Origin of the sequence: Micromonospora jinlongensis, assembly GCF_013410645.1 — a bacterium.
Lineage (GTDB): Bacteria > Actinomycetota > Actinomycetes > Mycobacteriales > Micromonosporaceae > Micromonospora > Micromonospora zamorensis.
Map to the genome: position 1 here is coordinate 6,600,178 of NZ_JACCHK010000001.1, position 26,032 is coordinate 6,626,209.

The following is a 26,032-nucleotide window of genomic DNA, read 5'->3' on the forward strand; positions in this document are numbered from 1 at the left end:
CGGCGGCGCTTCCGGCGGCGAACGCGAGGAGGGAGTCCGGGTTGCGATCCGCGCAGTCGCGAACGAGGGGCGGCCCTGCCAACGCCGCTCTGGTCAGCCCCGGTGGTGACCGGGTCGGAGTCGCGGCGGTCGCCACGCTCCTGGGTGAGGTACGGGCCGCAGGTGGCACGGTGGTGGCGACCGGTGGTTGCTTCGACCTGCTGCACGCCGGGCACGTGGCCACCCTGGAGGCCGCCCGGCAGCTCGGCGACTGCCTGATCGTCTGCCTGAACTCCGACGCCAGCGTGACCGGGTTGAAGGGCCCGGAGCGGCCGGTGATGTCCGAGGGTGACCGCAGTCGGCTGCTGGCCGCTCTGAGCTGTGTCGACGCGGTCCTCGTCTTCGACGAGCCGACCCCGGACGCGGCGTTGTCCTGGATACGACCCGACGTCTGGGTCAAGGGCGGCGACTACGCCACCGGCGGCGGGGACGCCGCCGCCACCCTGCCGGAGGCGGAGGTCCTGCGCCGGTGGGGCGGAAACACGGTGGTCGTGCCCTACCTGGACGGTCGGTCCACCACCGACATGATCGTCCGAACGCTCGCGGAGCGGGTCCGATGACCGCGACGCGGCCCGGAGCCGGGCCCACCGTCCTGGTCACCGGCGGCGCGAGCGGGCTCGGCGCGGCGGTGGTCGCGGCGGTGGCCGCGTCCGGTGGCCGACCGATCGTGCTGGACCGGCAGCCGCCGGCCGACGGGGTGTCCTGGACCGAGTGCGACCTGGCCGACACGCGGGCCGCCGAGGTGGCCACCCAGCACCTCGCCGAGCAGGCCGGCGGCCTGGACGCGGTGGTGACCGCAGCCGGCACGGACGTGCCGGGTCGACTCGCCGACGTGCCGGGGGAGACCTGGGACCGGATCGTCGCGGTGGACCTGCTGGCCACCGCGGCGGTGATCCGGGCCGCCCTGCCGTTCCTGCTGACGTCTCGGGGGCGCATCGTCACTGTCGCCTCCACCCTGGGCGTCAAGGCGGTCAGCGACGCCACCGCTTACTGCGCGGCCAAGTTCGGCGTGGTCGGCTTCACTCGCGCCCTCGCCGCCGAGCTCGCCGGGCAGGTCGGTGTCACCCTGCTCATCCCGGGCGGGATGCGCACCGCGTTCTTCGACGAGCGCGACCCGCAGTACAGGCCGGGGCCGGACGCGATCCTCAACGATCCCGCCGACACCGCCGCCGCCGTCATGTTCGCGCTCAACCAGCCGCCCGGCTGCGCGGTTCGCGAGCTGGTGGTCTGCGCCGAGCAGGAGACGTCGTACCCGTGATCCTCGTGCTGCGCGCCCTCGGCGTCGGCGACCTGGTCACCGCGGTGCCCGCGCTGCGGGCGCTGCGGGCCGCGTACCCGTCCCGGGAGCTGGCGCTCGCCGCGCCCGCCTGGTTGGCCCCGCTGGTCGACCTGGTCGGCGGTGTCGACCGGCTGGTGGACACGGCCGGGCTGGACCGGCCCATCGGGGTCGGGGCGGCCCCGCAGGTCGCGGTCAACCTGCACGGGCGCGGCCCGCAGTCGCACCGGTTGCTCGCGGCCACCCGGCCCGGCCGGCTGCTCGCCTTCGCCAACCCGGAGGCTGGCCACACCGACGGCCCGCGGTGGTCCGCCGACGAGCACGAGGTGGACCGGTGGTGCCGGCTGCTGTCCTGGTACGACATCGCGGCCGACCGCGCCGACCTCGACCTGCGCCGGCCGGGGGCGGCCGGGTTGCCCACGGGTGTCACAGTGCTGCATCCGGGCAGCAAGGTCCCCGCCAAGCGGTGGCCCGCCGAACGGTTCGCCGCGCTGGCCCGGACGCTCGGCGAGCAGGGGCACCGGGTGCTGCTCACCGGATCGGCCGACGAGCGGGCACTGGCAGGACGGGTGGCCGAGGCGGCCGGCCTACCGTCCGACGCCGTGCTGGCCGGCCGCACCGACCTCGGCGCGCTCGCGGCACTGGTGGCGCACGCCCGGCTGGTGGTCAGCGGGGACACCGGGGTCGCCCACCTGGCCACCGCGTACGGCACCGCCTCGGTCGTCCTCTTCGGGCCCGTCCGGCCGGCGCACTGGGGGCCGCCGCCGGACCGGCCCCGGCACCGGGTGCTCTGGGCCGGCGACGGGGATTGGCCCAGGTGGGACGGGGTAGGAAGCCACCCGACGATGGTGGCCCTGCGTCTCGACGAGGTGCTGGCCGCCGTGGCTGAGGTGGAGAGGCTGGTGCGTGTCTCCGGTGCGGTTGCGGCGTAGCGACCCGGGTCGACCGGGGTACGGGCGGCGTCGGCGCGGACGTGGCTGGGCCTTCGTCGACCCGGCCGGCGATCCGGTCCGTGACCCGGACGTCCTGGCCCGGCTGCGGGAGCTGGTCATTCCTCCGGCCTGGCAGAACGTCTGGATCTCGCCGCACGCCAACGGGCACATCCAGGCGATCGGGATCGACGCGGCCGGGCGCAAGCAGTACGTCTACCACCCCCGGTGGCGGGAGAAGCAGGACGAGGCGAAGTTCGACCACATGCTGGAGGTGGCACGCCGGCTGCCGGTGCTGCGCGAGCGGGTGGGGCGTGACCTGGACGGCCGGGGACTGAGCCGGGACCGGGTGTTGGCGACGGTGGCCCGACTGCTGGACATGGGGATGTTCCGGGTCGGCAGCGACCAGTACGCGGCCGGCGACGACCCGACGTACGGGGTGTCCACCCTGCGTCCCGAGCATGCTCGGTCCCGGGGCGGCTGCGTGGTCTTCGTGTTCCCCGCGAAGGGTGGCATCGAGCAGGTACGCCGGATCGAGGACCCGGAGCTGTGCCAGGTGCTGGTCGATCTGCGCCGTCGTCGGCGGTGGGCGGACCGGCTGTTCGGCTACTGGGACGGCCGGGAGTGGCGCGACGTGCGCAGCGACGAGGTCAACGGGTACCTGCGTGACGCCAGTGGCGGAGAGATGACCGCGAAGGACTTCCGCACCTGGCACGCCACAGTGCTCGCCGCCACCGAGTTGGCCACCGCCGGCCCGGCCCGCTCGGTCACCGCCCGGCGCAAGGCGGTGGTCGCGGTGATGCGCGAGGTGGCCGAGCTGCTGGGCAACACCCCGACGGTGGCGCGGACGTCCTACGTGGATCCGCGGGTCGTTGACCTGTACCACGACGGGGTGGTGGCGTCGGTGGACCCGCAGGCGCCACGCGAGGAGGCCGAGCGGGTCGTCCTGGAGCTGCTGGAGAAGACCTGACCGGCCCCGCCGACGATCCTGGGGGGGAGGTGGCGGGACCGGGGCCTCAGGCATGAGGGGTGCACCGGGCGGCCGCCCGCCGCACTTTCGCGGCGGGCGCCGCGCCACGGCCCCCGTTGGCGGCCCACCGATCGGACGGTGGACGCGCTGGTGTCAGTCTGCCGGCAGTGAGTTGACCGTTGATGCCGGCCGGTTGACGATCCGCGCCGGATGCGAGCCGCCGTCGCGGTGTTCCTGCGGGCTCACCCCGTACGCCGCCCGGAACGCCCGGCTGAAATGGGCTTTGTCGGAAAACCCCCAACGCGCCGCGATGGTCTGTACGGGTTGGTTGCGCAGCGCCGGGTCGGACAGGTCACGCTGGCACCGGGCCAGCCGCAGACTCCGGATGTACGACGCCACAGTGGTGTGCTCCGCCTCGAACAGCCGGTGCAGCGACCGCACCGAGATGTGGTGGGCGTCGGCGAGGATCTGTGGGCCGAGCGTCGCGTCACCGAGGTGCCGGTGGACGTACGCCTGCACCTGGTTGAGCAGCGCCCGCCGGCGCACCTCGGTGGGCACGGCGTCCTCGGCGACCAGGTGCCGGCCGAGCATGGTGGTCGCCAGGTCCAGTCCCACAGTGCCGAGCCGGCTGGCGTCGGCAGCATGGTACTGCTCGGGATGCCCGGTCACCTGCGACAGGAACTGCGCCAACAGCGCCCCGATCCCCTCGCTGCCGGACATCCGACCGCCGTAGAGCGCGGCCATCCGCTGCGGCGGCAACGGCAGCGCGGCGTGCGGGATCAACGTGATGATCGAGGTGGCCTGGTCCCGTTCCGGGTCGGTCGCGTGGTGGCAGACGTCGTGCGGTCGGGACCCGTCGTAGAAGGTGAACTCGCCGGCCAGGATCTCGCTGCGGCGACCGTCCTGGCTGGACGTGCCGATGCCGCCGGTGGTGAAGGCGAGGATGTACAGCTCCGGGTCGGACTGGCGGACCAGCTTGCGGGTGCGGGTGGCGTCCAGTGACGGGTACTGGTATTCCACCAGCTGGATCGGGCCCAGCTCGATGAAGTCGGCGCGGGCGGCGAAGTCGTCGGCGTGCGCGGACTGGATGCGCAGCGGCGCGGAGGTGCGCGCGACGAGGTCGAGCCACATCCCGAACCGCTCGCCCGGGGGCAGGACCGTGGTGTCGATGGTCTCTCTCGGAAGCATCCGGTTCCCTCAGCCCGCTCGGCGCTGGATCAGGGCCTCGATGCCGTCGAGGATCCGGTCCAGGCCGAAGGCGAACTCGTCGTCGGGGTCGTCGTCCTGGGTGAGCACGCCGGCGGTCAGCACCCGGTGCAGCGCCGGAAAGCGGGCCGGGTCGATGAGCCGGGCCACCGTCCGACCGTACGCCGGCATCATCTCGCTGGGCGCGACGCCGGCCGCCTTGCCGCCCTCGGCTATCTGCGACGTGAGGGTGGCCTCGTTGCGGACGTACCCGGTGAGCAGCAGCAGCACGGACATCTTCTCGCCCTCGCCGAGGGCGGTGCCGTCGAGGCAGCGCAGCCCGTCCTCCATCCAGCCGAGCTGCTGCGGGGTGATCGGCGGACCGGTGATCGGCACGTGCAGCAGCCAGGCGCGCTGCCGCAGCACCTTGTGCTCGGCCCAGGCCCACCGGGTCAGGCCAGCGCGCCAGTCGGTCTCCGGCGGGGGCGGCCCCGGCGACGGGCCGTAGCCGGTGTCCACCATGAGCATCAGCAGCTCGTCCTTCGAGCCGACGTAACGGTAGAGGGCCATGGTGGCGGCACCCAGCTCCTTGGCGACCCGGCTCATCGAGACGGCTGCCAGCCCGTCGGCGTCGGCCACCCGTACGGCGGCGTCCACGATGGCGGGCACGCTCATCCCCGGCCGGGGGCCCTTGGGTGGTCGTTCCCGCAGCCCCCAGGCGCTCTCGATGGAGGCCGGGATCGCGGGCCCGCTGTCGTCCGTCTGTGCCGCCACATTTCCTCCTTGCCTCGCCATCCTAGTTCTGCGTATGGTCTACGCATAACAGCGTACGACATACGCAGAAGGGGGACTGGTCATGATGGCGACGACCACACCGGCACCACGGGCGGGCCGACGGGAGTGGATCGGGTTCACGGTGCTGATGCTGCCGCTGCTCCTGGTCTCGATGGACGTGTCGGTGCTCTACTTCGCCGTCCCGTTCATCAGCGAGGAGCTGCGCCCCACGGCCACCCAGCAGCTCTGGATCTTCGACATCTACGGCTTCGTGCTGGCCGGGCTGCTCATCACCATGGGTGCTCTGGGCGACCGGATCGGCCGACGCCGGCTCCTGCTGATCGGCGCCGCCGCTTTCGGGGCGGCGTCGCTGCTGGCCGCGTATGCCGACAGCGCCGCGACGCTGATCGCCGCGCGCGCCGTGCTCGGCATCGGTGGGGCCACCCTGATGCCGTCCACGCTCGCCCTGGTGCGCAACCTGTTCCACGATGCCAGGCAGCGGGGCACCGCCATCGGCATCTGGACCGCCACACTCACCGGCGGCATCGCGCTCGGCCCGGTGCTCAGCGGCATCCTGCTGGAGCACTTCTGGTGGGGGTCGATCTTCCTGATCAACATCCCGGCGATGCTGATGCTGCTCCTGCTCGCCCCGGTCCTGGTGCCGGAGTCGCGCAACCCGGCCACCGGGCGGTTCGACCTGTTCAGCGCCGCGCTGTCCCTCGGCGCGCTGCTGCCGGTGATCTACGGCATCAAGGAGATGGCCCGCGACGGCCTCAGCCCGACGCGGGTGCTCGCCATCGTCGCCGGCCTGCTGATGGGTGCGCTGTTCCTGCACCGGCAGCGGACCCGGGCGTACCCGATGATCGACCTTGCGTTGTTCCGTCGCCGCGGCTTCGCCGGGTCGCTCGCGGTCAACCTGCTGGCGATGTTCGCGCTGGTCGGCTTCGCCATCTTCACCACCCAGCACCTCCAGTTGGTGCTCGGCCTGAGCCCGCTGCGAGCGGCACTGTGGAGCCTGGTGCCGTCCCTCGCCGTGGGCGGTGTGGCGCCAGCCGCCGCCGCGCTCGCCCAGCGTGTCGAGCGGGCGTACCTGATCGGAGCGGGGTTCGGGATCGCCGTGCTCGGCTTCGCGGTGCTGACCCGTGTCACGCCGGAGTCGCCGCTGTGGCTACTGCTCGTCGGCGCCAGTGTCTACGCCGGTGGCCTGGTGATGGTGATGTCGCTCGTCACCGAGCTGGTCCTCGGCGCGGCGCCCCCCGAGCAGGCCGGAGTCGCGTCGGCGCTGACCGAGTCCAGCAGTGAGCTGGGCGGTGCGCTGGGAATGGCGATCCTCGGCAGCGTGGGCGCGGCGGTCTACCGTCGCGAGATCCTCGACGGCCTGCCGGCGGATTTGCCCGCCGACAGCGGTGACGCTGCCCGGGAGACGCTGGGTGGCGCGCTCGCGGTGGCCCAGGCGTTACCGGCGGATCTGGCCGACGCGGTGCTGCACGCCGCCCGGGTCGCGTTCACCGACGGGTTGCACCTCGCGGCGGTCGCCGCCATGGTGGCGATGGTGCTGGGCGCGGTCGCCGCGCTGGTCACGCTGCGCGGCGTCCAACCGGCCGACCCGACCGAGGCGCTCCCGAGCGACCCGACGCCGACCGCGCTGCCGGCGCCGGCCGAGGCGTAGCCGCCCCAAATGATCGACTCGGTTTCCCGGAAGTCGGGGCGTCCCGAACGCGGGGATGCCACGGTTTCCAGGAAACCGAGTCGATCAACGGTGCGCACCGCACCCACCCGGCGGTCGCGCCACCGGAAGGGCTGCTCGGGGCGCGTCAGTCGTTGAGCACGTGCGCGAGCCGGTCGCGGAAACGCCGCTCCGAGTCGCTGACGGACTCGCCTCCGATGCCCAGCAGCCCACCGCTGGACGCGGCGCCCACGACCTGCTCGGCGATCTTCACGAGCCAGTGCTTGTACGCGCCGGCCTCGCCCTCGTCGACCCGGGCGGCCAGCAGCGCGGAGGCCTGGCCGGCCCGCAGCAGCACGTCGTCGATGTACGCCCCGGGGTCGGCGGGCGCGATGACCGGCAACTCCTCGCCGGTATCCGGGTCACCGACCCGGGTCACGATCTCGCCAGCCACGGCCGCGACCAGCGGGCTGGCCGACTCCCGGCCGGCGGCGATGGTCTCCAGGCCGGCCGCGTTCTCCGCCATGGTGCGACGGGTGCCGTCGGACTCGGCGGCGCTCGCCGCGGTCAGAACCGACTGCGGCAGGCCGACCAGCAGCCCCCACTCCCCGTCGGAGAAACCGAAACCGGTGTACGCCGGCTGCTCGATCACGGCAATGCCCCTTCCGCCCTGCTCTGTTTGGTCACTCGGTGCTTCGCTTGGTCGATCCACCGGGCCCGACAACGGGAGCCCGGGTCAGGCTAGTCCAGGGTCAGCAGGCCCTGTTCGGACACCACGCGCACCGACAACGTCTTGTACCCGACCTCATCGAAGAGAACAGTCATCTTGTCCTCCTCGTAGGAGAGCACCATGCCGGGTCCCCACTCCGGGTGACGCACCTGGCTGTGCACCGGGAACGGCCCGACCGCGCCCTGGTCGGCCACGCTGGTGCCGTTGTGGCAGTTGTCGCAGTGGCCGCAGACGTCCGTCATCTGCTCGCCGAAGTAGGCCAGCAGGGTCTGCCCCCGGCAGGCCCGGGTCTCGGCGAACGCCCGCATCATGTCGGTGCGGGACCGGGTCACGGTCTGCTGGCGCTCCGCCTCGGCCAGCGCTGCCGCGGCGGCGTCCGCCGGGGCGGGGGAGTAGCGGGGAGCGCCGATGCGCTGCCGTGCGCGCGGCTCGGCGGCGCCGATCTGCTCCAGCAGGGAGAGGTACTGGCCCAGCTTGCGCGGCCCGAGACCGGTGGTCTCGCGCAGCTCGGTCTTGGTGGCCGGCTTACGGCGCAGCAGCGCGGCCAGGTCGCGCAGCTCGTCGACGTCGGGCAGGCCGCCGCTGAAGAACCGTTGCAGACCCACGTCCTCGGCCTGCCAGAGCAGCAGCACCCGGGCCGGTTGCCCGTCCCGACCGGCCCGGCCGATCTCCTGGAAGTAGCTGTCCGGCGAGTCGGGCAGCGCCATGTGCACCACCCAGGCGATGTTCGGCTTGTCGATGCCCATGCCGAACGCCGAGGTCGCCACCATGATCGGGACCTGGTCGGCGAGGAACGCCTCGTGCAGTTCGTTGCGCGCGCCAGCGGCCATCCCACCGTGGTAGAACTGCGCCGGGAAGCCCGCGTCGGTCAACCGGGTGGCCAACTCCTCGGCGGCCCGACGGGTCGGCACGTAGATGATCCCGGGCCGCCCCTCGTCGCGGAGCAGGGTCATCAGGCGCCGCCACCGGTAGCCCTCATCGGGGCAGTGCGCCACCTCGACGAACAGGTTCGGCCGGTCCAGCCCGGAGACCACCACCTCCGGCTCGCGCAGCCGCAGCCGGGCGATGATGTCGTCGCGTACCGGAGGGGAAGCGGTGGCGGTCAGCGCGACCACCGGCGGCCGACCGATGCCGTCGATGAGGTGCCCGAGCGCCAGGTAGTCGGGGCGGAAGTCGTGCCCCCACGCCGAGATGCAGTGCGCCTCGTCGATCGCCACCAGCGCCGGCTTCAGATCGGCGACCTCGGCCATCCGGTCCGGGTTGCTGAGCTGTTCCGGGGTGATGAACAGGAACTCCGCCCGGCCCTCGCGGATCTCGGTGATCGCCTCGGCCTGCTGGGTGGGCGACTCGTTCGAGCTGATCCGCACCGCTCGCAACTCCGGGCGTTGCCGCTCGTTGAGGGAGGCGATCTGGTCCTGCTGGAGGGCCAGCAGTGGGGAGATCACCACGGTAGGGCCGGGGATCAGGCTGGCCGGGATCTGGTAGATCGCCGACTTGCCGGCACCGGTGGGCAACACCACCAGTGCGTCGCGTCGCTTCATGACCGCGCGCATGGCGGCCAGTTGGTTGGGCCGCAGCGCCTTCCAGCCGAAAAGGCTGCGGGCCGCGCGGCGCAACGTCATCGAGTGCGTGGACAGTTTCATCGAGGGCCGGAGGTACCCGAGCCCATGACCGCCGAAACACATTCGCACGATCATGGGCAGGGCATCGGCCATGCCCCTGGGTAGCCGGCTCGTCCGATCCGGGGCTCAGCGGACTCGGGGCAGGACCTCGCGCTGGTACAGGTCGAACAGGCCCTGGTAGTTCGGGCCGGTGTTGGCCACGTACACCTCGTCGAAGCCGGCCTTGGCGTACTTGTCGATCATCTCCAGGTGCGCGTCGACGTTGTTGCCGCAGACGAACGCGTCCCTGACCATCTCCGGCTTGACCAGCTCGGCGGCCTGCTCGAAGTGGCGCGGTGAGGGGAGCACCTGGGACAGCTCGCCCGGCACCCCCGCGTTCGGCCAGCGCTCGTACGCGATGCGCATGCCCTCGTCCTCGCTGTCCGCGTACGCCGCCTTGAAGCCGGCCTGGCACGGCTTGTCGCCGCCGCCGTTCTCCCGGAAGCGCCGGACCATCTCGCCGTCGGGCATGGTGCTCACGTACCCGTCACCGATTCGGGCGGCCAGCTCGATGGACTTCGGGCCGAACCCGGAGACGTAGATCGGCGGGGGAGTGTCCGGCAGCGTGTAGATCCGGGCGTGCTCGACGGTGTAGTGCTTGCCGTGGTGGTTGACGAAGTCGCCGGTCCACAGCTTGCGCAGCACCTCGACGGCCTCCTCCAGCATCTCCAGGCGGACGTCGGCCTGCGGCCACGCGTCGCCGAAGATGTGCTCGTTGAGCGCCTCGCCGGTGCCGACGCCGAGCACGAACCGCCCGCCGTGCAGCACCGCGCTGGTCGCCGCCGCCTGCGCGATCACGGCCGGGTGGATCCGGACCGTGGGGCAGGTCACCGCGGTGGTCACCGGCAGCGAACAGACCTGGCTGAGCGCGCCGATCATCGACCAGACGAACGGGCTCTGGCCCTGCGCGTCCACCCACGGGTGGTAGTGGTCGGAGATCCACAGCGCCTCGAAGCCGGCCCGTTCGGCACCGCGCGCCTGCTCCAGCAGCTCGGCTGGCGTGAACTCCTCACTGGACAGAAAATATCCGATCTTCATCGTTTCCCCTTCGGCGCGCGATCCTGCTGATGGGGAATGCCGTACCCCGGGCGCGGACGGCCACACACGGCTCGCCGGGCCCCGATTGGTGCGGGGCGCTCAGCGTCGACCGAACATCGCCCGGATCGCGGCGAGCAGCAGCAGCGCGCCGACCACCAGGCCGAGCAGGCGTACGCCGGGGATGTCGGCCGGGCTCGTCGCGTCGGCCAGCAGGGCGGGGTCCATCCCCGCACTCTCCCGGGGAGCGGGCCGGCAGGCAACTGTAAGGTTTATTGACTATTGAATCGCACGGTGTGACCATGGCATGACCGCCTGCCGGTGGCGGTGCGCCGAGGGCGCGCGAGAGATGGGGTACGGGGCCGCATGAACGAGCGCGACCAGTGGTTTGACGGGGGCGCACCGACGCCGGTGCTGGAGACCGACCGTCCCGAGGGGGCGGTGTGACCGCGTCCGCCGGGCACCTTCCGGCGCTCGCCGCCGCCGTCCTGCAACCCGGGTTCGTCGGCACCACCCCGCCGCCGTGGGTGTGCCGCTGGCTCGGTGATGGCCTCGGCGGGGTGGTGCTCTTCGCCCGCAACGTCGTCGACCCCGCGCAGGTGGCGGCGCTCACCGCGACGCTGCGCGCCGAACGGCCGGACGTCATCGTGGCGATCGACGAGGAGGCCGGCGACGTGACCCGGCTCGAATCGGTGCACGGCAGCTCCCGACCCGGCAACCTCGCCCTCGGCGCTGTCGACGACCCGGAGCTGACCGAGGCGGTCGCCCGGGACCTCGGCGTCGAGCTGGCCGCGACCGGCGTCACCCTCAACTACGCCCCGGACGCCGACGTCAACTCCAACCCGGACAACCCGGTGATCGGCGTGCGCTCCTTCGGCGCCGACCCGGCGCTGGTCGCCCGGCACACCGCCGCCTGGGTACGCGGCTTGCAGGCCGGCGGCGTGGCCGCCTGCGCCAAGCACTTCCCGGGGCACGGCGACACCCGCGTCGACTCGCATCACGACCTACCCCGGATCACCGCCGACCGGGACCGGCTGGACGCCTACGAACTGGCCCCGTTCCGGGCCGCCGTGGCCGCCGGAGTGCAGGCGGTGATGACCGGCCACCTGCTGGTGCCGGCGCTCGACCCGCAACTGCCGGCCACGTTGAGTCAGCGCATCCTGAGCGGGCTGCTCCGCGACGAGATGGGCTTCTCCGGCGTGGTGGTGACCGACGCGATGGAGATGCGCGCCGTCGCCGACCGGTACGGCTTCGCCGGTGCGACGGTTCGCGCCCTGGCGGCCGGCGCCGACGCGATCTGCATCGGCGGCGAGCGGGCCGACGAGCAGGCGGCGATCGAGCTGCGCGACGCCATCGTGGCCGCCGTCGTCTCCGGTGAACTGCCCGAGGAGCGACTCGCCGAGGCGGCCAAGCGGGTCGGGCAACTCGCCGCCTGGACGGTGGCCGCCCGCACCGCCGGGTCGGCCGGGCGACGTGACGCCGCCGACGTCGGGCTTGTCGCCGCCCGCCGCGCGGTGCGGGTCACCGCCTCCCGGACCGCGACGGACGCGCTGCCGCTGACCCGCCCGGCGTACGTCGTCGAGTTCGAGCCGCTGCGCAACATCGCCATCGGCGTGGAGACCCCGTGGGGGATCGGCGCTCCCCTGGGCGAGCTGCTGCCCGGCACCAGCACGGTCCGCTACGCCGAGCCCGACGTGCCGGCCGACCCGGGCGCCGCAGCGGGCACCCGCCCACTGGTCCTGGTGGTCCGCGACCTGCACCGGCACGACTGGATGCGCTCCGCCGTGCAGCGGGCCCTCGCCGCCCGGCCGGACGCGATCGTTGTCGAGCTGGGTGTGCCGGAGCTGGTGACCGGGTCGGTGCACCTGGCCACCCACGGCGCGACCCGGGCCAGTGGCTGGGCCGCCGCCGAGGTGCTGACCGGCACCCGCTGAGCCGACCGTCGCGCCTACGGCAGGTCGGCGACCAGGTCGGCGTACTCGGGGTGCTTGTCGATGAACGCGGCCATGAACGGGCACTGCGGCACCACCGTGGCGCCCCGGGCGCGGACCTCGTCCAGGGTGCCCCGCATCAACGCGCCGCCCACGCCCTTGCCCTGGAAGCCCCGGTCCACCTCGGTGTGGGTGAAGACCAGGACCTCCCCGCGCATCAGGTACGCCGTGAAGCCGGCCAACGCGTCGTCGACCAGGATCTCGAAGCGGTGCTTCGCCGGGTTGTCCTCGACCAGGGTGCTCATCCGGCCATTCTCCCCGTGCCGCCGGTCAGCGCGTCGAGTTCGCCGAGCAACCGGTCCACCTCGTCGGCCGTGTTGTAGTGGTAGATGCTGGCCCGCACCGCGCCGCCGCTGTCCCGCAGACCCATCATCTGGAAGTACTCGTAGGCGTAGTAGTCGCCGACCGACAGGCAGAACCCGGCGGCGCCCAACGCCTCCTGGGTGGCCGCCGGTGACATCCCGGCGACCCGGAACGACACCGTGGGACAGCGCCGGGCCGGCGAGCCGTAGACGGTGATCGCCGGCCGCTCCGCCAGCCCGCCGAGCAACCGGTCAAGCAGCGCCTCCTCGTGCGCCTGGGCGGCGGCCAGACCGGCCCGCAGTCGCGCCCGCCGGTCCCCGACCGCGTCCGGGTCCAGGCCGGCCAGGTGATCGACCGCCGCCGTCACACCGGCCAGCAGCGGGAAGCTCGGCGTGCCGTACTCGAACCGGTCCGGCACCGCGTCGGAGGACGGCACCAGCTTCGCCGGGCGTAGCGCCGCCCAGCGGGCCGGGTCGGCCACCATCGCCGCCAGGTGCGGCCCGGACCACTTGTACGCGCTGGTCACCAGCATGTCGGCACCGAGTGAGGTCAGGTCGGTCGGCCCGTGCGGAACGGAGTGCACCCCGTCGACGTGGACGAGTGCGCCGACAGCGTGCGCGATCTTGGCGATCGCCGGCACGTCCGGCATGGTGCCGATGGCGTTGCTGCCGGCGGTCACCGCGACCAGCCGGGTCCGCTCGCCGACCAGGTCGGCGTACTGGGCGGCGGGCAGCTCGCCGGTGTGCCGGTCGACCTCGGCCCAGCGCACCGTCGCACCGGCCGCCTCGGCGGCCTGCACCCACGGCCGGACGTTGGCGTCGTGGTCGAGCCGGGACACCACCACCTCGTCACCCGGGCGCCAGGTCGCGCCGAGCGTGCGGGCCAGGGTGTACGTCAGCGCGGTGGCACTCGGGCCGAGCACCACCCCGGCCGGGTCGGCGCCCAGCAGGTCGGCCACCGCCGAGCGGGCCTCGGCCACCAGTTCCAACGACCGGCGGCCCGCTACGTTGGCAGCGCTGCGGTTGCCGACCGCCGCGCGCATGGCGTCGGCGACCGCGTCGATCACACCGGCGGCGGTCTGGGTGCCCCCGGCCCCGTCGAAGTGGACGAAGCCCTCGGTCAGGGCGGGGTACGCGGCCCGGGTGCGGGCGATGTCGAACGGCATGTCCCGGACCCTAGCCGGTGCTCCCGCGACGCCGTCCGGCCACCGGGTGATCACCGATCGACCGTGACATCGCGGGCGTCTCGTACTCTTGGCGAGGTGACGAACCGACCCGCCACCATGCCCATGCCCCCCGTCCGCCGCGCCGCCGGTCTGTTCGCCGGTCTGGCGCTCGGCATCGCCGTGCTCGCCGGCTGCAGCTCCCAGGGCGCCTCCACAGACTGTTCGGTGGACGCCTGCACTGTCACCTTCGATCGGGGTGTCGACGCGAGGACCACGATCCTGGGCGTCGAGGCCAAGCTGGTCGGCGCCGAGGGTGACCAGGTGACCGTCGAGGTCGCCGGCGAACAGCTCACCCTCACCACCGGCCAGCAGGCCGCCGAGGCCGGGGGTTTCGGGGTGACCCTGGACAGCGTCACCGACCAACAGGTCAAGATTCGCGTGTCGCGTAACCCGGGCAGCTGACCTGGGCGGGCGGCGGTGGCCGACGTTTGGGAATCTTCCGAATCGGAGATTGTGGCGCCATGTCACTCACCCGTAGCGCAGAAGCCACCGCCTCCCGTACGGCGGACAGCCGGTGGCTGGAACTCCTCGCCCGGGCCGGCTTCATCGGCTACGGCATCGTCCACCTCCTCTTCGCCTGGCTGGCGTTGCAGATCGCCTTCGACAAGTCGTCCGACGACGGCGACCAGTCCGGCGCGCTGCGTACCCTCTCCGAACAGCCCCTCGGTAAGTTCCTGGTCATCGCCGTCGCGGTCGGCCTGCTCGCGATGGCGATCTGGCAGGCGCTGGAGGCGGCGGTCGGGCACCGCGCCGAGCGGGGCAGGGAGCGGGTCATCGAACGGCTCGCCTCGGCCGGCCGGACCATCGTCTACCTCTACTTCGCCTGGACCGCGTTCAAGGTCTTCAAGGACGCCGGGTCGAACAGCGCCGACCAGCAGGAGGCGCTGACCGGCAAGCTGATGACCTCCAGCGGCGGTCGCTGGCTCGTCGGCCTGGCGGGCCTGGTGCTCGCCGCGATCGGCATCGGCCTGGTCATCTACGGCATCCGCAAGAAGTTCGAGAAGCACCTGAAGACCGGTGAGATGAGCCCGAAGACCCGCCAACTGGCTCGCCGTCTCGGTATGGCCGGGTACGTGGCCAAGGGCGTCGCGTACGGCATCGCCGGTCTGCTGGTCATCGTGGCTGCGGTGAACTACGACCCGGAGAAGGCCCGTGGTCTGGACGCCGCGCTGCACACCCTGCGCGAGCAGTCGTACGGCACGATCCTGCTGACCCTGGTCGCCCTGGGCATCGCCGCCTTCGGCGTCTACTGCTTCCTCCAGTCCCGGTACCGCAAGGTCTGAGCTGGTCGATATCACGACTGTCGGGCACTCTTGGGCTTTTGCCCGGAGTGCCCGACGTCTTGTCGAAGGGGAGCAACGCAGCTGTGCAGAACTATCTCGAAACGGCCGTCGCCGCGCTCGTCGCGGCGGCGGTCGCTCTCTTCCTGGTCGAGGTCGTCCACCGGCTGACCCGGCGGTACGGCCGCCGGTCACAGCTGCTGACCGAGCTGACCGACCACGCGCACCGACCGTTCCAGGTCGCCGGGACGGTCCTCGCGGTGCAGTTCGCCGTCCGGTTCAGCACCGGGTACGCGGTCGGCGATGGCTGGCGCCGCCTGCTGCTGCACCTGCTCGTCCTCGCCGTCATCGCCAGCGCCGCCTGGCTGGTCGCCGCTCTGCTGGTCGTCGTGGAGGACACCGCGCTGGCCCGGTTCCGGGTCGACGTACCCGACAACCGGCACGCCCGGCGGGTCCGGACCCAGGTGGTGATGCTGCGCCGGCTGACCATCGCGGTGATCGTCATCCTGACCGTCGGCGTGATGCTGATGACGTTCCCGAGCGTGCGCGGCATCGGCGCGGGTGTGTTGACCTCGGCCGGTGTGGTCGGTGTGGTGGCCGCGCTCGCCGCGCAGAGCCTGCTCGGCAACGTCTTCGCCGGCCTCCAACTCGCCTTCAGCGACGCCGTCCGGCTCGACGACGTGGTGGTCGTCGAGGGGGAGTGGGGGCGGATCGAGGAGTTGACCCTGAGCTACGTCGTCGTGCAGATCTGGGACGACCGGCGGTTGATCCTGCCCACCTCGTACTTCACCAGCAAGCCGTTCCAGAACTGGACCCGGACCGAGGCGGCGGTGCTCGGCACCGCCGAGATCGACGTGGACTGGTCGGTGCCGGTGCAGACCATGCGTGAGGAGCTGCGCCGCCTGGTCGAGGGCACCGAGCTGTGGGACGGCCGGGTGTGCGTCCTGCAGGTCACCGACGCCACCGGCGGGACGGTACGAATGCGGGCGCTGGTCAGCGCCGCCGACGCGGGCAGCCTGTGGGACCTGCGCTGCCTGGTGCGGGAGCATCTGGTGGCCTGGATCCGGGACAACCGCCCGACCGCGATGCCCCGGATGCGCACCGAGCTGGGTGACTCCAGCAGCAACCTGCCCTGGCAGTGGGTGCAGCCGAGGCGGCCGGCACGCCGCCTGTCGGAGACCGAGGCACCGGACGACGCGCGCGTCTTCGGTGGCAGCGACGACGGCGACGCCCGCAGCGAAGCCTTCGTGGGCCCCGAAGAAACCCGCCCCTGACCCCCCACCCCGCCCCGCGATCGTCGCCGGCCGGCCCCGGGCGGTCACCGACCGGGCCGGTACGCCTGGCGTCCCTCGCACCCCCTCCAGCGGTTGATCAAGAGGTTTCGGTCACCCACCCCGGCGTTTCCTGACCGGAACCTCTTGGTCACGCGCGGGAGGTGCGGGACGCAGCGGGGCGGGTGGGTGGGGTCTGGGAGGTTTGGTCGGGCTTGGGTGGGGGATGTGCTGCCGGACGTCTCTGGCGCGATCGGCGTTGGACGGGGTGACGGTCCTCGGCGCGCCGTCCGGACAACGCGGACGGTGAGCTGCTTGGCGCGCTTTAGGATTGACGGGCGGCGACTCCGGGCATACAGCGCGGTGATGAGGAAAGGAGGACAGCATGGCTGACGTGGCGAACGCCCGCACATCCCAGAACGGGAGCGAGCCCTCCACCGCCGAGTTGGTGCAGCGGGCCACCGAGCAGGTCTCCCGTCTCGTACGGGACGAACTGGCGCTGGCCCGAGCGGAGTTGACCGAGAAGGGGAAGCACGCGGGCATTGGCATCGGCCTCTTCGGCGGCGGCGGCGCGCTGGCGTTCTTCGGCCTGGGCGCTCTGGTCGCCACGGCGATCCTGCTGCTCGACCTGGTGTTGCCCGCCTGGGCCGCCGCGCTGATTGTGGCGGTGGCCTGCTTCCTGGTGGCTGGCATCCTCGCCCTGGTGGGCAAGAAGCAGGTCAGCCGTGCGGTCCCACCGGTGCCGGCGGCGACGGTTCGCAGCCTCCGGGCCGACGTGGACACCGTCACCGCCGCGGTGAAGGACAGGGGGCGGCAATGACCGGCAACGGGACCGGCGACACGGAGGCGCTCCGCGAGGAGATCCGCCGCACCCGGGTCGAGTTGGGCGAGACGATGGAGGCGCTGGCCGCCAAGGCCGACGTCAAGGCGCGCCTGAAGGTTTCCGCCGAGCAGGCGAAGGAGCGGATGCGCGAGCAGGCGGCGCAGACCGTCGCCCGGGTTCGCGGGCAGGCCGTGCGGGGCGCCGAGATGGCCCGCGCGCAGGCCCACGAGAAGGGCGAGTTGGTGCGCGCACAGGCGCACGACAAGGGCGAGTTGGTGCGCCGCAACCCTGTGCCGTGGGCGGCGATCGCCGCCGGTGCGGTGGCCACCGTGGTGGTTCTGATGATCGTGCGGGGGAGGCGTAGGTGAGCAGGAGCATCGGCAGGGTCGCGTACCGGCCGGTCGGCGTGTTGTTGGGTATCGCCGCGGGCACGGTGGCCGGGGCGATCTTCCGGCAGGTCTGGAAGGTCACCGCGGGCGACGGTGAGGCGCCCAACGCCACCGACGAGGATCGCCGCTGGGGCGAGATCCTGGCCGCCGCGGCGTTGCAGGGGGCCATCTTCGCGGTCGTCCGGGCCGCGGTGGACCGGGGCGGCGCGGTCGGCGTCCGCCGGATGACCGGCAGCTGGCCGGACTGACCACACAGCGACTTCAGCCCCCTTCCCGCATCGATGGGAAGGGGGCTTTCGCATGGCTTCGGACGCCGCCCAGCGGAACTGAGGCATCCGTCAGGTCACATGTCGGAGAAATTCGTCGGAGAGGTCGTGACAGACTTTTTACCTCCGTGATTTGCTGGTCCCCGCTGTTGCGAGATGGCGTGGGTTGAGAGAAGTCTCCTTCGTGGGGCCGCCTCAGGCACCGCTGCTCGAAAACGGCCAATCGGCCGGACGGCGTGCACGGCCGCCAGTTTTTAGAGGGAGATACACATGGCTCAGGGAACCGTGAAGTGGTTCAACGCTGACAAGGGCTTCGGCTTCATCACCGTCGATGGTGGGGGTGCTGACGTGTTCGTCCACTTCTCGGCCATCCAGACCAGCGGCTACCGCTCGCTGGAGGAGAACCAGCGGGTGGAGTTCGAGATCGCTCAGGGTCAGAAGGGCCCGCAGGCTGAGCAGGTCCGTCCCATCTGAGTGAGACGGCCGGCCCCCGCCGGTCAGTGGGACGGTCCGGCACAGGGCCGTTGGAAAGCCCCGCATCCCTTCAGGGATGCGGGGCTTTCCCGTGCCGGGTCACCAGGACCAGCGGACCGGTCGGTCAGAGTCGGCGGCGCGAGCGCAGGCCGAGCCAGAGCACCACCAGCCCGGCCAGCGCCACGATCGGGCCGAGCACCGCCCAGATCTTCTGGTCGGTCATCACGCTGCCGCTGACATAGCCGAGGCCCTGCACCGTCCACACGGCACCGATCACGACGGCCAGCAGGCCGAGGGTGAGCGAAAGCCAGCCCCTCATCGCGTCCCCTCTCCGCCACCCGAGGCGGCGCGTCGCCCTCCAGCATGGTCGGCCGGGGGGCGCGACGCGAGCACCCTGCGCGTGCGGGTCACCACCGGTCGTGCACCTGCGGGCGGATGAGCTCGTCGTAGATCTCGCGTACGGCTGCCAGCTGGTCGTCGCTCAGCGACGACAGGTCCGCCGCCGCGGCGTTGCGCCGCGCCTGGTCAGCGTCGCGGGCGCCGGGGATGACCACGGTGACGCCCGGCTGGTCGAGCACCCAGCGCAGCGCGAACTGCGCCATCGTGCGGTCCGCGTCGACCAGCGGTGCCAGCCGGCGTACGGCGGCAAGGCCCTGCGCGAAGTCGACGCCGGAGAACGTCTCGCCGACGTCGAAGGCCGCGCCGGTGCGGTTGAAGTTGCGGTGGTCGTCGGCGGGGAACTCGGTGTGCTCGTCGTACCGGCCGGAGAGCAGGCCGCTGGCCAACGGCACCCGGGCGATGATGCCGACACCGGCCGCCGCAGCGGCGGGAAGGACCTGCTCCAGGGGCTTGTGGCGGACCGCGTTGAGGATGATCTGCACACTCGCCACTCCGGGCCGGGCGATCGCGGTGAGGGCCTGGTCGCAGGTCTCGACGCTGACCCCGTACCCGGCGATGGCCTTCTCGGCGACGAGGGTGTCCAGGCCGTCGAAGACCTCGTCGGACGAGAAGACGGCGGTGGGCGGGCAGTGCAGCTGGACGAGGTGCAGCGTATCCATGCCCAGGTTGCTTCGGGAGCGGTCGGTCCACTGCCGGAAGTTGGCCAGGGTGTACGCCTCCGGCCGCTGCTCGACGCGGCGGCCCATCTTGGTGGCGACGGTGAGCCCGGCGTCGGGTCGGGAGCGCAGGAAGCGGCCGATCAGCTGCTCGCTGCGACCGTCGCCGTACACGTCGGCGGTGTCGAGGAAGGTGACTCCGGAGTCCACGGCGGCGGCGAGCACCGCCATCGCGTCGCCCTCGCTGACGGTGCCCCAGTCGCCGCCGAGCTGCCAGGCGCCCAGGCCGACCGCGCCGACGGTCCGGCCGAGCCGGTTGAAGCTGCGCTGTTCCATGCCCCGAGCCTAGTGACCGGGTTGCCGGCCTGCCACGCGAGCCGTACCTTGAAACAAGACGGACGTACGGTTTGGGAGGCTGCGATGTGGGACCCGACCACCTACCTGCGCTACGGCGACGAGCGGTCCCGGCCGTTCCACGACCTCGTCGCGCGGATCCCCGCCGCGCGGCCCCGGGCCGTGGTCGACCTCGGCTGCGGCCCTGGCCAGCTCACCGCCACCCTCGCCGAGCGCTGGCCGACCAGCCGGGTGCTCGGCCTGGACTCCTCACCCGACATGATCGACCGGGCCAAGGCCCTAGGTGCGCCGGTCGACTTCGCGGTCGCCGACCTGCGCGACTGGCATCCGACCGGCGACGAGGACGTGGTCGTCAGCAACGCCGCGCTCCAGTGGGTGCCGGGCCACCAGGAGCTGCTGCGCCGCTGGGCCGCCGAGCTGCCCGCCGGGGCGTGGCTCGCCATGCAGGTCCCCGGCAACTTCGCCGCAGCGTCGCACCGCGCCCTGCGCGAGGTCGCCGACCAGCCGGCCTGGCGGGCCGAGATCGCTCCGCTGCTGCGCGCGGACCCGGTCGACGACCCGGCCGACTATGTGGCGCTGCTGACCGCCGCCGGCTGCGCGGTGGACGCCTGGGAGACTACCTACGTGCACCTGCTGCCGGCTCGGCCCGCCGCCGAGCACCCGGTGCTGACCTGGATGGAAGGCACCGCGCTGCGCCCGGTCCGGGCCGCGCTGGACGCCGCCGACTGGTCGGCCTTCCGGGCCGAGCTGGGGGTACGGCTCACCGCGGCGTACCCGGTGCGGCAGGGTCAGGTGTACTTCCCGTTCCGCCGCGTCTTCGTCGTCGCCCGCACCGGCGACCATGCCCAGGAGAACCTGTGACCGACCTGCCCACCTTCATCGCCGGCCTGCCCAAGGTGGAGCTGCACGTGCACCACGTCGGCTCCGCCTCGCCCCGGATCGTCGCCGAGCTGGCAGCCCGCCACGAGGGACGCACCCCCGTGCCGGCCGACCCGGAGGCGCTCGCCGCCTACTTCGAGTTCCGCGACTTCGCGCACTTCATCGAGGTCTACCTGAGCGTGGTGGACCTCATCCGCGACCCGGAGGACGTCTGGATCCTCACCCACGAGGTGGCCCGGGAGCTGGCACGCCAACAGGTCCGGTACGCGGAGCTGACCATCACCCCGTACTCGCACGTGAGTCGGGGCATCCCCGCGCCCGCGTTCTGCGAGGCGATCGAGGACGCCCGCCGGCGCGCCCTGGCCGACTTCGGCCTCGAACTGCGCTGGTGCTTCGACATCCCTGGCGAGGCGGGTCTGCCCGCCGCCGAGGAGACGCTGCGCATCGCCCTGGAGGAACGCCCGGACGGGCTGGTCAGCTTCGGTCTCGGTGGCCCGGAGATCGGCGTACCCCGACCGCAGTTCCGGCCCTGGTTCGACCAGGCCCGCGCGGCCGGTCTGCGCTCGGTGCCGCACGCCGGGGAGACCACCGGCCCGCAGACGATCTGGGACGCGCTGAACGAGCTGGGCGCCGAGCGCATCGGTCACGGCATCTCCGCCGCGCAGGACCCGGAGCTGCTCACGTACCTGGCCGAGCGACAGATCGGGATGGAGATCTGCCCGACGTCCAACGTACGGACCCGGGCGGTGGCCAGCCTCGACGAGCACCCGCTGCCCCAGCTGGTCCGGGCGGGGCTGCTGGTCACCATCAACTCCGACGACCCGCCGATGTTCGGCACGACCCTCAACGACGAGTACGCGGTGGCGGCCCGTCTGCTCGGGGCCGATGGCGGGGGTCTGGCCGGGCTGGCCCGCAACGCGGTGACCGCGTCCTTCCTCGACCCCGCCGGCAAGCAGCGGATCAGCGCCGAGATCGACGCGTACCTCGCCACTGCCGGCTGAGCGAAACGGCCGGAGCGCGGCTGAGCCGGTGGGCCGCTCGCAGCGGGCGCTGAGCCGTTCGGGGGAGCGGGGCGCGCGGCGGGAGCGTGGGTGTGGGGGGACCTAAGGCTCCCGCCGCGCGCGCGGCTTCACCGGCCGGGGGTGCGTGGTGCGCTCGACCGGTGAAACTGGTGGGTTCGTGCACTGATCCTGTCAGCCCGCAGCCGGTCACACGCGATCGTTAACCGCGATCTAAGGAAGACTTGCGCCGGCCCACAACCCGGGCCGTTGCGGTCACTCGTCGGTGGGGCGCTGGCGGGGCCAGCGACGTCCGCTGGACTTCGTGTCCCGGGCGTCGCGGGCCATCCGGCCGACCAGACCGAAGCGGCTCACCTGCCGGGGTGTCGCCTCCGGGTCGGCGAGCAGCATCACCACGCTGGCCCCGCCCAGCCGGGCGCGGTCGATGCTCACCGACCCGTTGGCCTGCAACGCCACCCGCTTGGCGATGTCCAGCCCGAGCCCGGTGGAACCCTGGTCGCTGGTGCCCCGGCGCAGCGCCCGGTCCGGGTTGGTGATGCCGGGACCGGCGTCGTCGATCCGGATCGCCACGTAACCGTCCCGTCGGGACACGGCCACCTCGAACGCGGTGCCCTGCGGCGTGTAGCGGAAGACGTTGCCGATGACCGCGTCCAGCGCGGCGGCCAGCTCGGCCCGTGGCACCGGCGCCGGGATGCGCAACTGCGCGCCGTTCACCCGGTGCGGCCGGTTCTGGTCGCCGGCCAGGGCCGCCCAGAACACCATCCGGTCCCGGACCACCTCGCTGACGTCGCACATCGCCGGACCGGCCTCGTGCGCCACCGACTTGCGGGTCGTCTTGATCAGCACGTCGATCTCACCCTCCAGGGTGACGATCGCCTGCCGGATCCGCCGGATGCCCCGGAGCCGGTCCAGCTCCGCCGGGCTGAACGAACCCACGCTGGTGTCGTCGGACTCCAACGCCTCCGCGTCCAACCGCAGCACTGTCAACGGGGTACGCAGGCGGTGCGACAGGTCGGCCACCAGCTCCCGCTCGTCGGTGCGGGCCGCGTCGAGCAGGTCCGCCATCCGGTTGAAGGCGTACCCGGCCTCGGCCAGCTCGCGGGGACCGGTCGGCTCCACCCGTACGCCCAGGTCGCCGTCGCCGATGGACAGTGCGGCCTTGACCAGACCTCGGGTCGAGTCCACCGCGCGGGCGGCGACCCGGTCGACCACCAGCACCGCCGCGCCGGCCATCGCCGCGCCGACCGCGAACAGCAGCAACCAGGTGCCGCCGGCACCCTCGCCCAGCGTCGAATCCGGAAGGAACACCTCGACCACGGCCGTCTGGTCACCGAGGACCACCGGGTCGAGCCGGACCACACCGCCGTCGACGTCCACGACCAGCGACCGCCGGTCGGCCCGGGCCCGGTCCAGGTCGCTGGCACTGGCCCGGGCGGCGGACTCGTCCAGACCCAACCCGTGCACCACCGGCCGGGTCTGGGCACCCTCGGCGCTGGCCACCACGGCACGCTCGACGACCGCCGGGTCGGTGCTGACCGCCAGCGCGCCGGTCACCAGCGCGCTGCGCCGGGCGGCGTCGGCGATCGCCTCGTCCCGGCTCTGCTCACGCAGGCTGAGGCCGAGGGGGATCAGGAACGCGAGCGCGACGAGACTGCACATGCCGGCCGTGAGCAGGGCCAGCGCCGTCCTCAGTCCGGTGCCACCAGCCGGAACCCGACCCCCCGCACGGTGCGCAGGTAGCGCGGCTTCGCCGCGGACTCGCCCATCTTTCTGCGGAGCCAGTACAGGTGAACGTCGATTGTCTGATCCTCGCCGACCGATGGCTGCCGCCATACCTCCTCCAAGAGTTCCCGGCGGGACACTACCCGCCCAGGTCGCGCCGCGAGATACGCCAGCAGGTCAAATTCCTTGCGGGTCAGCGCCAGTTGCTCCCCGTCGAGCTGGGCACTGCGTTCGCCCACGTCCACCCGGAGCCCGCCGACGCTGTGCACCGCGGGTTGCACCGTCCGGCTGGCCCGCCCGGCCCGGCGCAGCACGGTGGTGATCCGCGCGTCCAGGTGCGCCCCGGTGAACGGCTTGACCATGTAGTCGTCCGCACCGGCACGCAGCAACTTGACCACCGACTGCTCGTCGTCCCGGGCGGTGGCGATGATGATCGGGACGTCGGTGATGCCGCGCAGCATCCGCAGCGCGTCCGAGCCGTCCAGGTCCGGCAGACCCAGGTCGAGCACCACCAGGTCGGGTGTCTCCGCGGCGACCCGGCGCAGCGCGTCCAACGCCGTACCCACGGCGTGCACGGCATGCCCCCGGTCGGTGAGGGACCGCAGCATCGCGCCGCGTACGACGTGATCGTCTTCGACCAGGAGCACGGAGGCCACGACAAGACCGTACTGGGCCTGGCAAGTTGATCGCGTTGCGACGTGCCTGGCGAGGGGGCAAGCTGGTACGACGATGTCGTTCACCCTGTTCGCCGATGCCCGCCTGGCGCTCGCCCGGGACAGCCTCGCCGGTCTCTCCACCGGCGACGCGCTCGGCGCCCAGTATTTCCTCCCGGGGTCGGCACCTGTGGATCTCACCCCGCAAGCGATGCCGCCGTCGCCCTGGGAGTGGACCGACGACACCGAGATGGCCTGCTCGGTCCTCGCCGAGCTCGCCGACTCCGGCAGCATCGACCGGGACCGGCTGGCCCTGGCCTTCGCCGAGCGCTGCGAGCCGCGTCGGGGCTACGGCGCCGGCGCGACGCTGGTCCTTCGGCTGATCCGCACCGGCACCCCGTGGCCGCTGGCCGCCGCCTCCGCCTTCGACGGTCAGGGCTCCTGCGGCAACGGCGCGGCCATGCGGGTCGGTCCGCTGGGCGCGTACTTCGCCGACTCGACCGCGCGTGCCGCAGCCCAGGCCCGCTCCTCGGCCGAGGTGACGCACGCGCACCCCGAGGGCGTCGCCGGCGCCGTCGCGGTCGCTGTCGCCGCCTCGTTGGCCGCTCGTGCACGCCTCGACGGGCACCGGCCAGCCCCGGAGCGGCTGCTCGCTGGGATCGCCGCCGCGCTCGATCCGGGCACGGAGGTGCACCGGAGCGTGAACCGGGCGGCCGGGCTGCTCGGCCGGCCGCTGCCCCGGGTGGTGGCGGCGCTCGGCAACGGGTCCCGGGTGACCGCCCAGGACACCGTCGGGTTCACCCTCTGGGTGGTCGCCACCCACCTGGACGACTATCCGGCGGCGATCCGGACGTGCGTGCGGGCGGGTGGGGACGTGGACACCACGGCCGCCATCGCCGGGGCGGTGGTGGCGGCGTACACCGGTGTCGGCACCCCGGGCGGCGTGCCGGAGTCCTGGCTGGCCGCCCGCGAGCCGTTACCCACCTGGCTGCCCTGACCACCCCGGCCTGCCAGTGCGGCCCGGCCGGCCTGAACCGCCACCTGGCCTGGCCGCACCGGGCCATGATCGACTCGGGTTTCTGCAAATCGGGGTGTCCGTGCGGCGTTGATGCCGCGGTTTCCGGGACGCCGAGTGGATCACCGAGATGACGTGGAAACGGCGCCGGTCACCTCGGCCAGCGCGGTGGCCTCGTCCGGGTCGCGTCGGCGCCACCGGCTGACCAGCCAACCGATCGCCGCGCCGCCGCCCAAGCCGGCCAGCAGGCCGGCGGCCAACATCCCGTCGGCGCTACCGGACTCCTCGTCCGCGCCGCCCGCACCAGCGGCCGGGGCGTCGACACCGCTGTCCGCAGCGGCTGGCGCACCGGCCGCCGGACCGCCGTGCCCGCCGTGTGCGGCCTGACCCGTCGCGCCGGGCGCCGCCGGCAGCAGGGTGAGCGCCGGGGCCCGGTGCGGACCGGCGGCGTCCGCCCAACGGACCACCGTGCCATCGGCGTACGTCTGGACCACCTCGAAGGTGAGCCGCTCCGCCTGCGGCATCGGCCCCATGGACAGCGCCAGTCGGGCCGGGCCGGGGTCGCTCTCGCCCACCCGGACCCAGGTCACCGCCGTGGTCACCGTGCTCACGCCGGAGGAGTGGATGCCGGCCACCGGCTTGTCCAGGGTGCGGGAGCTGATCCGGGGCGCCCAGCCGTTCACCGACATCGGGTAGACCTCGGCGATCGGCGCGTCGGCCGGCAATCGGACCTCGACCTGGTTGGTCTTCGTGCCGGCCCGCTCCTCCGGCACGCTGAACTCCAGGCGTACGGCGTCGCCCTGCCGGGCCTCGGTCGGGGTGGTCGTCACGTCCACCGCGTGCGCCGTGCCGGGCCAGAGCAGCAGCCCGGCGGCGGTCAGCGCGGTCACCGCCAAGATCCGCCGTCGGCGCTCGCCGCCGTGCGTGCTCGCCATCTCGTGCCCCCATCCGTCCGCGCGACCGGCACCGGTTCCGGCCACACCCTGTAGTTCGGCTGCGAGGCGCGAAAGGTTCAACGCGGACGTGAGGAAGGTGCCCTTCCCGGTCG

Annotated in this window: 28 protein-coding genes and 1 pseudogene; 16 read left to right on the plus strand and 13 right to left on the minus strand. The window is 72.7% G+C overall.

Annotation, left to right across the window (positions count from 1 at the left end; translation table 11 throughout):
* Positions 1-107: 107 nt before the first annotated feature.
* From HNR22_RS32095 to HNR22_RS29740, 4 genes and pseudogenes are all read left to right on the plus strand, one after another.
* A pseudogene (locus HNR22_RS32095) lies at positions 108-599 on the plus strand (adenylyltransferase/cytidyltransferase family protein); the annotation flags it as partial.
* Positions 596-1,297 carry an SDR family oxidoreductase gene (locus HNR22_RS29730; RefSeq protein WP_179783157.1) on the plus strand — a complete coding sequence of 234 codons (702 nt, stop codon included), beginning with the start codon at positions 596-598 and terminating at the stop codon, positions 1,295-1,297. The pseudogene HNR22_RS32095 and the gene HNR22_RS29730, both read left to right, overlap by 4 nt.
* Positions 1,294-2,247, plus strand: coding sequence for a glycosyltransferase family 9 protein (locus HNR22_RS29735; RefSeq protein WP_179783158.1), 954 nt, complete (start codon positions 1,294-1,296; stop codon positions 2,245-2,247). The genes HNR22_RS29730 and HNR22_RS29735 overlap by 4 nt, the downstream gene beginning before the upstream one ends.
* The gene (locus HNR22_RS29740; protein WP_179783777.1) at positions 2,231-3,214 is read left to right on the plus strand and encodes a DNA topoisomerase IB; all 984 of its coding nucleotides are present in this window, start codon (positions 2,231-2,233) and stop codon (positions 3,212-3,214) included. Before HNR22_RS29735 ends, HNR22_RS29740 begins: the two co-directional genes overlap by 17 nt.
* A gap of 153 nt (positions 3,215-3,367) precedes the next feature.
* Here the strand turns inward: HNR22_RS29740 and HNR22_RS29745 are convergent, their stop codons facing one another.
* Entirely contained in the window at positions 3,368-4,402 is a 1,035-nt protein-coding gene (locus HNR22_RS29745; RefSeq protein WP_179783159.1) for a helix-turn-helix domain-containing protein, read from the minus strand.
* Between the two features lie 9 nt (positions 4,403-4,411).
* The gene (locus HNR22_RS29750) at positions 4,412-5,173 is read right to left on the minus strand and encodes a TetR/AcrR family transcriptional regulator C-terminal domain-containing protein (protein ID WP_179783160.1); all 762 of its coding nucleotides are present in this window, start codon (positions 5,171-5,173) and stop codon (positions 4,412-4,414) included.
* A gap of 82 nt (positions 5,174-5,255) precedes the next feature.
* Between HNR22_RS29750 and HNR22_RS29755 the strand changes: the two genes are divergently transcribed.
* A complete protein-coding gene (locus HNR22_RS29755) occupies positions 5,256-6,842 on the plus strand; it encodes an MFS transporter (RefSeq protein WP_218906791.1) in 1,587 nt (528 codons plus the stop codon).
* Between the two features lie 145 nt (positions 6,843-6,987).
* On the opposite strand, the gene HNR22_RS29760 is transcribed toward HNR22_RS29755, so the two are convergent.
* From HNR22_RS29760 to HNR22_RS31780, 4 genes are all read right to left on the minus strand, one after another.
* Positions 6,988-7,491 carry a hypothetical protein gene (locus tag HNR22_RS29760; RefSeq protein ID WP_179783161.1) on the minus strand — a complete coding sequence of 168 codons (504 nt, stop codon included), beginning with the start codon at positions 7,489-7,491 and terminating at the stop codon, positions 6,988-6,990.
* 89 nt (positions 7,492-7,580) lie between these two features.
* On the minus strand, positions 7,581-9,212 hold the full coding sequence (locus HNR22_RS29765; RefSeq protein WP_179783162.1) for a RecQ family ATP-dependent DNA helicase: 1,632 nt from the start codon (positions 9,210-9,212) through the stop codon (positions 7,581-7,583).
* A gap of 105 nt (positions 9,213-9,317) precedes the next feature.
* Entirely contained in the window at positions 9,318-10,268 is a 951-nt protein-coding gene (locus HNR22_RS29770) for a TIGR03557 family F420-dependent LLM class oxidoreductase (protein WP_179783163.1), read from the minus strand.
* A 99-nt stretch (positions 10,269-10,367) separates the two neighbouring features.
* A complete protein-coding gene (locus HNR22_RS31780; RefSeq protein ID WP_255421242.1) occupies positions 10,368-10,493 on the minus strand; it encodes a hypothetical protein in 126 nt (41 codons plus the stop codon).
* A gap of 215 nt (positions 10,494-10,708) precedes the next feature.
* On the opposite strand from HNR22_RS31780, the gene HNR22_RS29775 reads away from it, so the two are divergent.
* Positions 10,709-12,199, plus strand: a complete 1,491-nt coding sequence (locus tag HNR22_RS29775; protein WP_179783164.1) for a glycoside hydrolase family 3 N-terminal domain-containing protein — start codon at positions 10,709-10,711, stop codon at positions 12,197-12,199.
* Positions 12,200-12,213: 14 nt separating this feature from the next.
* On the opposite strand, the gene HNR22_RS29780 is transcribed toward HNR22_RS29775, so the two are convergent.
* Both HNR22_RS29780 and HNR22_RS29785 read right to left on the minus strand, forming a co-directional pair.
* Positions 12,214-12,501 (minus strand): GNAT family N-acetyltransferase, encoded by a 288-nt coding sequence (locus tag HNR22_RS29780; protein WP_179783165.1) that lies wholly within the window; start codon positions 12,499-12,501, stop codon positions 12,214-12,216.
* Positions 12,498-13,724, minus strand: coding sequence for a cysteine desulfurase-like protein (locus tag HNR22_RS29785; RefSeq protein ID WP_179783166.1), 1,227 nt, complete (start codon positions 13,722-13,724; stop codon positions 12,498-12,500). The genes HNR22_RS29780 and HNR22_RS29785 overlap by 4 nt, the downstream gene beginning before the upstream one ends.
* A 96-nt stretch (positions 13,725-13,820) precedes the next feature.
* On the opposite strand from HNR22_RS29785, the gene HNR22_RS29790 reads away from it, so the two are divergent.
* The 7 genes from HNR22_RS29790 to HNR22_RS29820 all read left to right on the plus strand — a co-directional run bounded on the left by HNR22_RS29790 (position 13,821) and on the right by HNR22_RS29820 (position 18,287).
* Positions 13,821-14,186, plus strand: a complete 366-nt coding sequence (locus HNR22_RS29790) for a hypothetical protein (protein WP_343060018.1) — start codon at positions 13,821-13,823, stop codon at positions 14,184-14,186.
* A gap of 59 nt (positions 14,187-14,245) precedes the next feature.
* Positions 14,246-15,067 carry a DUF1206 domain-containing protein gene (locus HNR22_RS29795; protein ID WP_179783167.1) on the plus strand — a complete coding sequence of 274 codons (822 nt, stop codon included), beginning with the start codon at positions 14,246-14,248 and terminating at the stop codon, positions 15,065-15,067.
* An 83-nt stretch (positions 15,068-15,150) separates the two neighbouring features.
* Entirely contained in the window at positions 15,151-16,338 is a 1,188-nt protein-coding gene (locus HNR22_RS29800; RefSeq protein ID WP_179783168.1) for a mechanosensitive ion channel domain-containing protein, read from the plus strand.
* 382 nt (positions 16,339-16,720) lie between these two features.
* Complete coding sequence (locus tag HNR22_RS29805) at positions 16,721-17,155, plus strand: phage holin family protein (RefSeq protein ID WP_179783169.1); 435 nt, start codon at positions 16,721-16,723, stop codon at positions 17,153-17,155.
* Complete coding sequence (locus tag HNR22_RS29810; RefSeq protein WP_179783170.1) at positions 17,152-17,526, plus strand: DUF3618 domain-containing protein; 375 nt, start codon at positions 17,152-17,154, stop codon at positions 17,524-17,526. Before HNR22_RS29805 ends, HNR22_RS29810 begins: the two co-directional genes overlap by 4 nt.
* A gap of 8 nt (positions 17,527-17,534) precedes the next feature.
* Entirely contained in the window at positions 17,535-17,795 is a 261-nt protein-coding gene (locus HNR22_RS29815; RefSeq protein ID WP_425488116.1) for a DUF4235 domain-containing protein, read from the plus strand.
* Between the two features lie 288 nt (positions 17,796-18,083).
* Positions 18,084-18,287, plus strand: a complete 204-nt coding sequence (locus tag HNR22_RS29820; protein WP_030338233.1) for a cold-shock protein — start codon at positions 18,084-18,086, stop codon at positions 18,285-18,287.
* 124 nt (positions 18,288-18,411) lie between these two features.
* On the opposite strand, the gene HNR22_RS29825 is transcribed toward HNR22_RS29820, so the two are convergent.
* Positions 18,412-18,606, minus strand: coding sequence for a hypothetical protein (locus HNR22_RS29825; RefSeq protein WP_179783172.1), 195 nt, complete (start codon positions 18,604-18,606; stop codon positions 18,412-18,414).
* 88 nt (positions 18,607-18,694) lie between these two features.
* Positions 18,695-19,678 (minus strand): aldo/keto reductase, encoded by a 984-nt coding sequence (locus tag HNR22_RS29830; RefSeq protein WP_179783173.1) that lies wholly within the window; start codon positions 19,676-19,678, stop codon positions 18,695-18,697.
* Between the two features lie 84 nt (positions 19,679-19,762).
* Here HNR22_RS29830 and HNR22_RS29835 point away from each other — a divergent pair, with 84 nt between their 5' ends.
* Both HNR22_RS29835 and HNR22_RS29840 read left to right on the plus strand, forming a co-directional pair.
* Complete coding sequence (locus tag HNR22_RS29835; RefSeq protein WP_179783174.1) at positions 19,763-20,557, plus strand: trans-aconitate 2-methyltransferase; 795 nt, start codon at positions 19,763-19,765, stop codon at positions 20,555-20,557.
* Positions 20,554-21,576, plus strand: a complete 1,023-nt coding sequence (locus tag HNR22_RS29840) for an adenosine deaminase (protein ID WP_179783175.1) — start codon at positions 20,554-20,556, stop codon at positions 21,574-21,576. Before HNR22_RS29835 ends, HNR22_RS29840 begins: the two co-directional genes overlap by 4 nt.
* A gap of 273 nt (positions 21,577-21,849) precedes the next feature.
* Here the strand turns inward: HNR22_RS29840 and HNR22_RS29845 are convergent, their stop codons facing one another.
* Positions 21,850-23,253: a HAMP domain-containing sensor histidine kinase gene (locus HNR22_RS29845; protein WP_179783176.1), complete on the minus strand. Its 1,404-nt coding sequence runs from the start codon at positions 23,251-23,253 to the stop codon at positions 21,850-21,852.
* Positions 23,254-23,282: 29 nt separating this feature from the next.
* Positions 23,283-23,972, minus strand: a complete 690-nt coding sequence (locus HNR22_RS29850; protein WP_179783177.1) for a winged helix-turn-helix domain-containing protein — start codon at positions 23,970-23,972, stop codon at positions 23,283-23,285.
* Between the two features lie 73 nt (positions 23,973-24,045).
* Between HNR22_RS29850 and HNR22_RS29855 the strand changes: the two genes are divergently transcribed.
* The gene (locus HNR22_RS29855; protein WP_179783178.1) at positions 24,046-24,966 is read left to right on the plus strand and encodes an ADP-ribosylglycohydrolase family protein; all 921 of its coding nucleotides are present in this window, start codon (positions 24,046-24,048) and stop codon (positions 24,964-24,966) included.
* 140 nt (positions 24,967-25,106) lie between these two features.
* Here HNR22_RS29855 and HNR22_RS29860 read toward each other — a convergent pair whose 3' ends face one another.
* Entirely contained in the window at positions 25,107-25,919 is an 813-nt protein-coding gene (locus HNR22_RS29860; protein WP_179783179.1) for a YcnI family copper-binding membrane protein, read from the minus strand.
* Between the last annotated feature and the right edge of the window lie 113 nt (positions 25,920-26,032).

What these genes read in the sequence shown, in the direction of transcription:
- HNR22_RS29835 (WP_179783174.1), top strand. Translation starts at nt 19,763, where the DNA reads ATGTGGGACCCGACCACCTACCTGCGCTACGGCGACGAGCGGTCCCGG.
- HNR22_RS29795 (WP_179783167.1), top strand. Translation starts at nt 14,246, where the DNA reads ATGTCACTCACCCGTAGCGCAGAAGCCACCGCCTCCCGTACGGCGGAC.
- HNR22_RS29755 (WP_218906791.1), top strand. Translation starts at nt 5,256, where the DNA reads ATGATGGCGACGACCACACCGGCACCACGGGCGGGCCGACGGGAGTGG.
- HNR22_RS29825 (WP_179783172.1), bottom strand. Translation starts at nt 18,606, where the DNA reads ATGAGGGGCTGGCTTTCGCTCACCCTCGGCCTGCTGGCCGTCGTGATC.
- HNR22_RS31780 (WP_255421242.1), bottom strand. Translation starts at nt 10,493, where the DNA reads ATGGACCCCGCCCTGCTGGCCGACGCGACGAGCCCGGCCGACATCCCC.
- HNR22_RS29730 (WP_179783157.1), top strand. Translation starts at nt 596, where the DNA reads ATGACCGCGACGCGGCCCGGAGCCGGGCCCACCGTCCTGGTCACCGGC.
- HNR22_RS29830 (WP_179783173.1), bottom strand. Translation starts at nt 19,678, where the DNA reads ATGGAACAGCGCAGCTTCAACCGGCTCGGCCGGACCGTCGGCGCGGTC.
- HNR22_RS29780 (WP_179783165.1), bottom strand. Translation starts at nt 12,501, where the DNA reads ATGAGCACCCTGGTCGAGGACAACCCGGCGAAGCACCGCTTCGAGATC.
- HNR22_RS29745 (WP_179783159.1), bottom strand. Translation starts at nt 4,402, where the DNA reads ATGCTTCCGAGAGAGACCATCGACACCACGGTCCTGCCCCCGGGCGAG.
- HNR22_RS29805 (WP_179783169.1), top strand. Translation starts at nt 16,721, where the DNA reads ATGGCTGACGTGGCGAACGCCCGCACATCCCAGAACGGGAGCGAGCCC.
- HNR22_RS29810 (WP_179783170.1), top strand. Translation starts at nt 17,152, where the DNA reads ATGACCGGCAACGGGACCGGCGACACGGAGGCGCTCCGCGAGGAGATC.
- HNR22_RS29770 (WP_179783163.1), bottom strand. Translation starts at nt 10,268, where the DNA reads ATGAAGATCGGATATTTTCTGTCCAGTGAGGAGTTCACGCCAGCCGAG.
- HNR22_RS29855 (WP_179783178.1), top strand. Translation starts at nt 24,046, where the DNA reads ATGTCGTTCACCCTGTTCGCCGATGCCCGCCTGGCGCTCGCCCGGGAC.
- HNR22_RS29820 (WP_030338233.1), top strand. Translation starts at nt 18,084, where the DNA reads ATGGCTCAGGGAACCGTGAAGTGGTTCAACGCTGACAAGGGCTTCGGC.
- HNR22_RS29765 (WP_179783162.1), bottom strand. Translation starts at nt 9,212, where the DNA reads ATGAAACTGTCCACGCACTCGATGACGTTGCGCCGCGCGGCCCGCAGC.
- HNR22_RS29785 (WP_179783166.1), bottom strand. Translation starts at nt 13,724, where the DNA reads ATGCCGTTCGACATCGCCCGCACCCGGGCCGCGTACCCCGCCCTGACC.
- HNR22_RS29845 (WP_179783176.1), bottom strand. Translation starts at nt 23,253, where the DNA reads ATGTGCAGTCTCGTCGCGCTCGCGTTCCTGATCCCCCTCGGCCTCAGC.
- HNR22_RS29860 (WP_179783179.1), bottom strand. Translation starts at nt 25,919, where the DNA reads ATGGCGAGCACGCACGGCGGCGAGCGCCGACGGCGGATCTTGGCGGTG.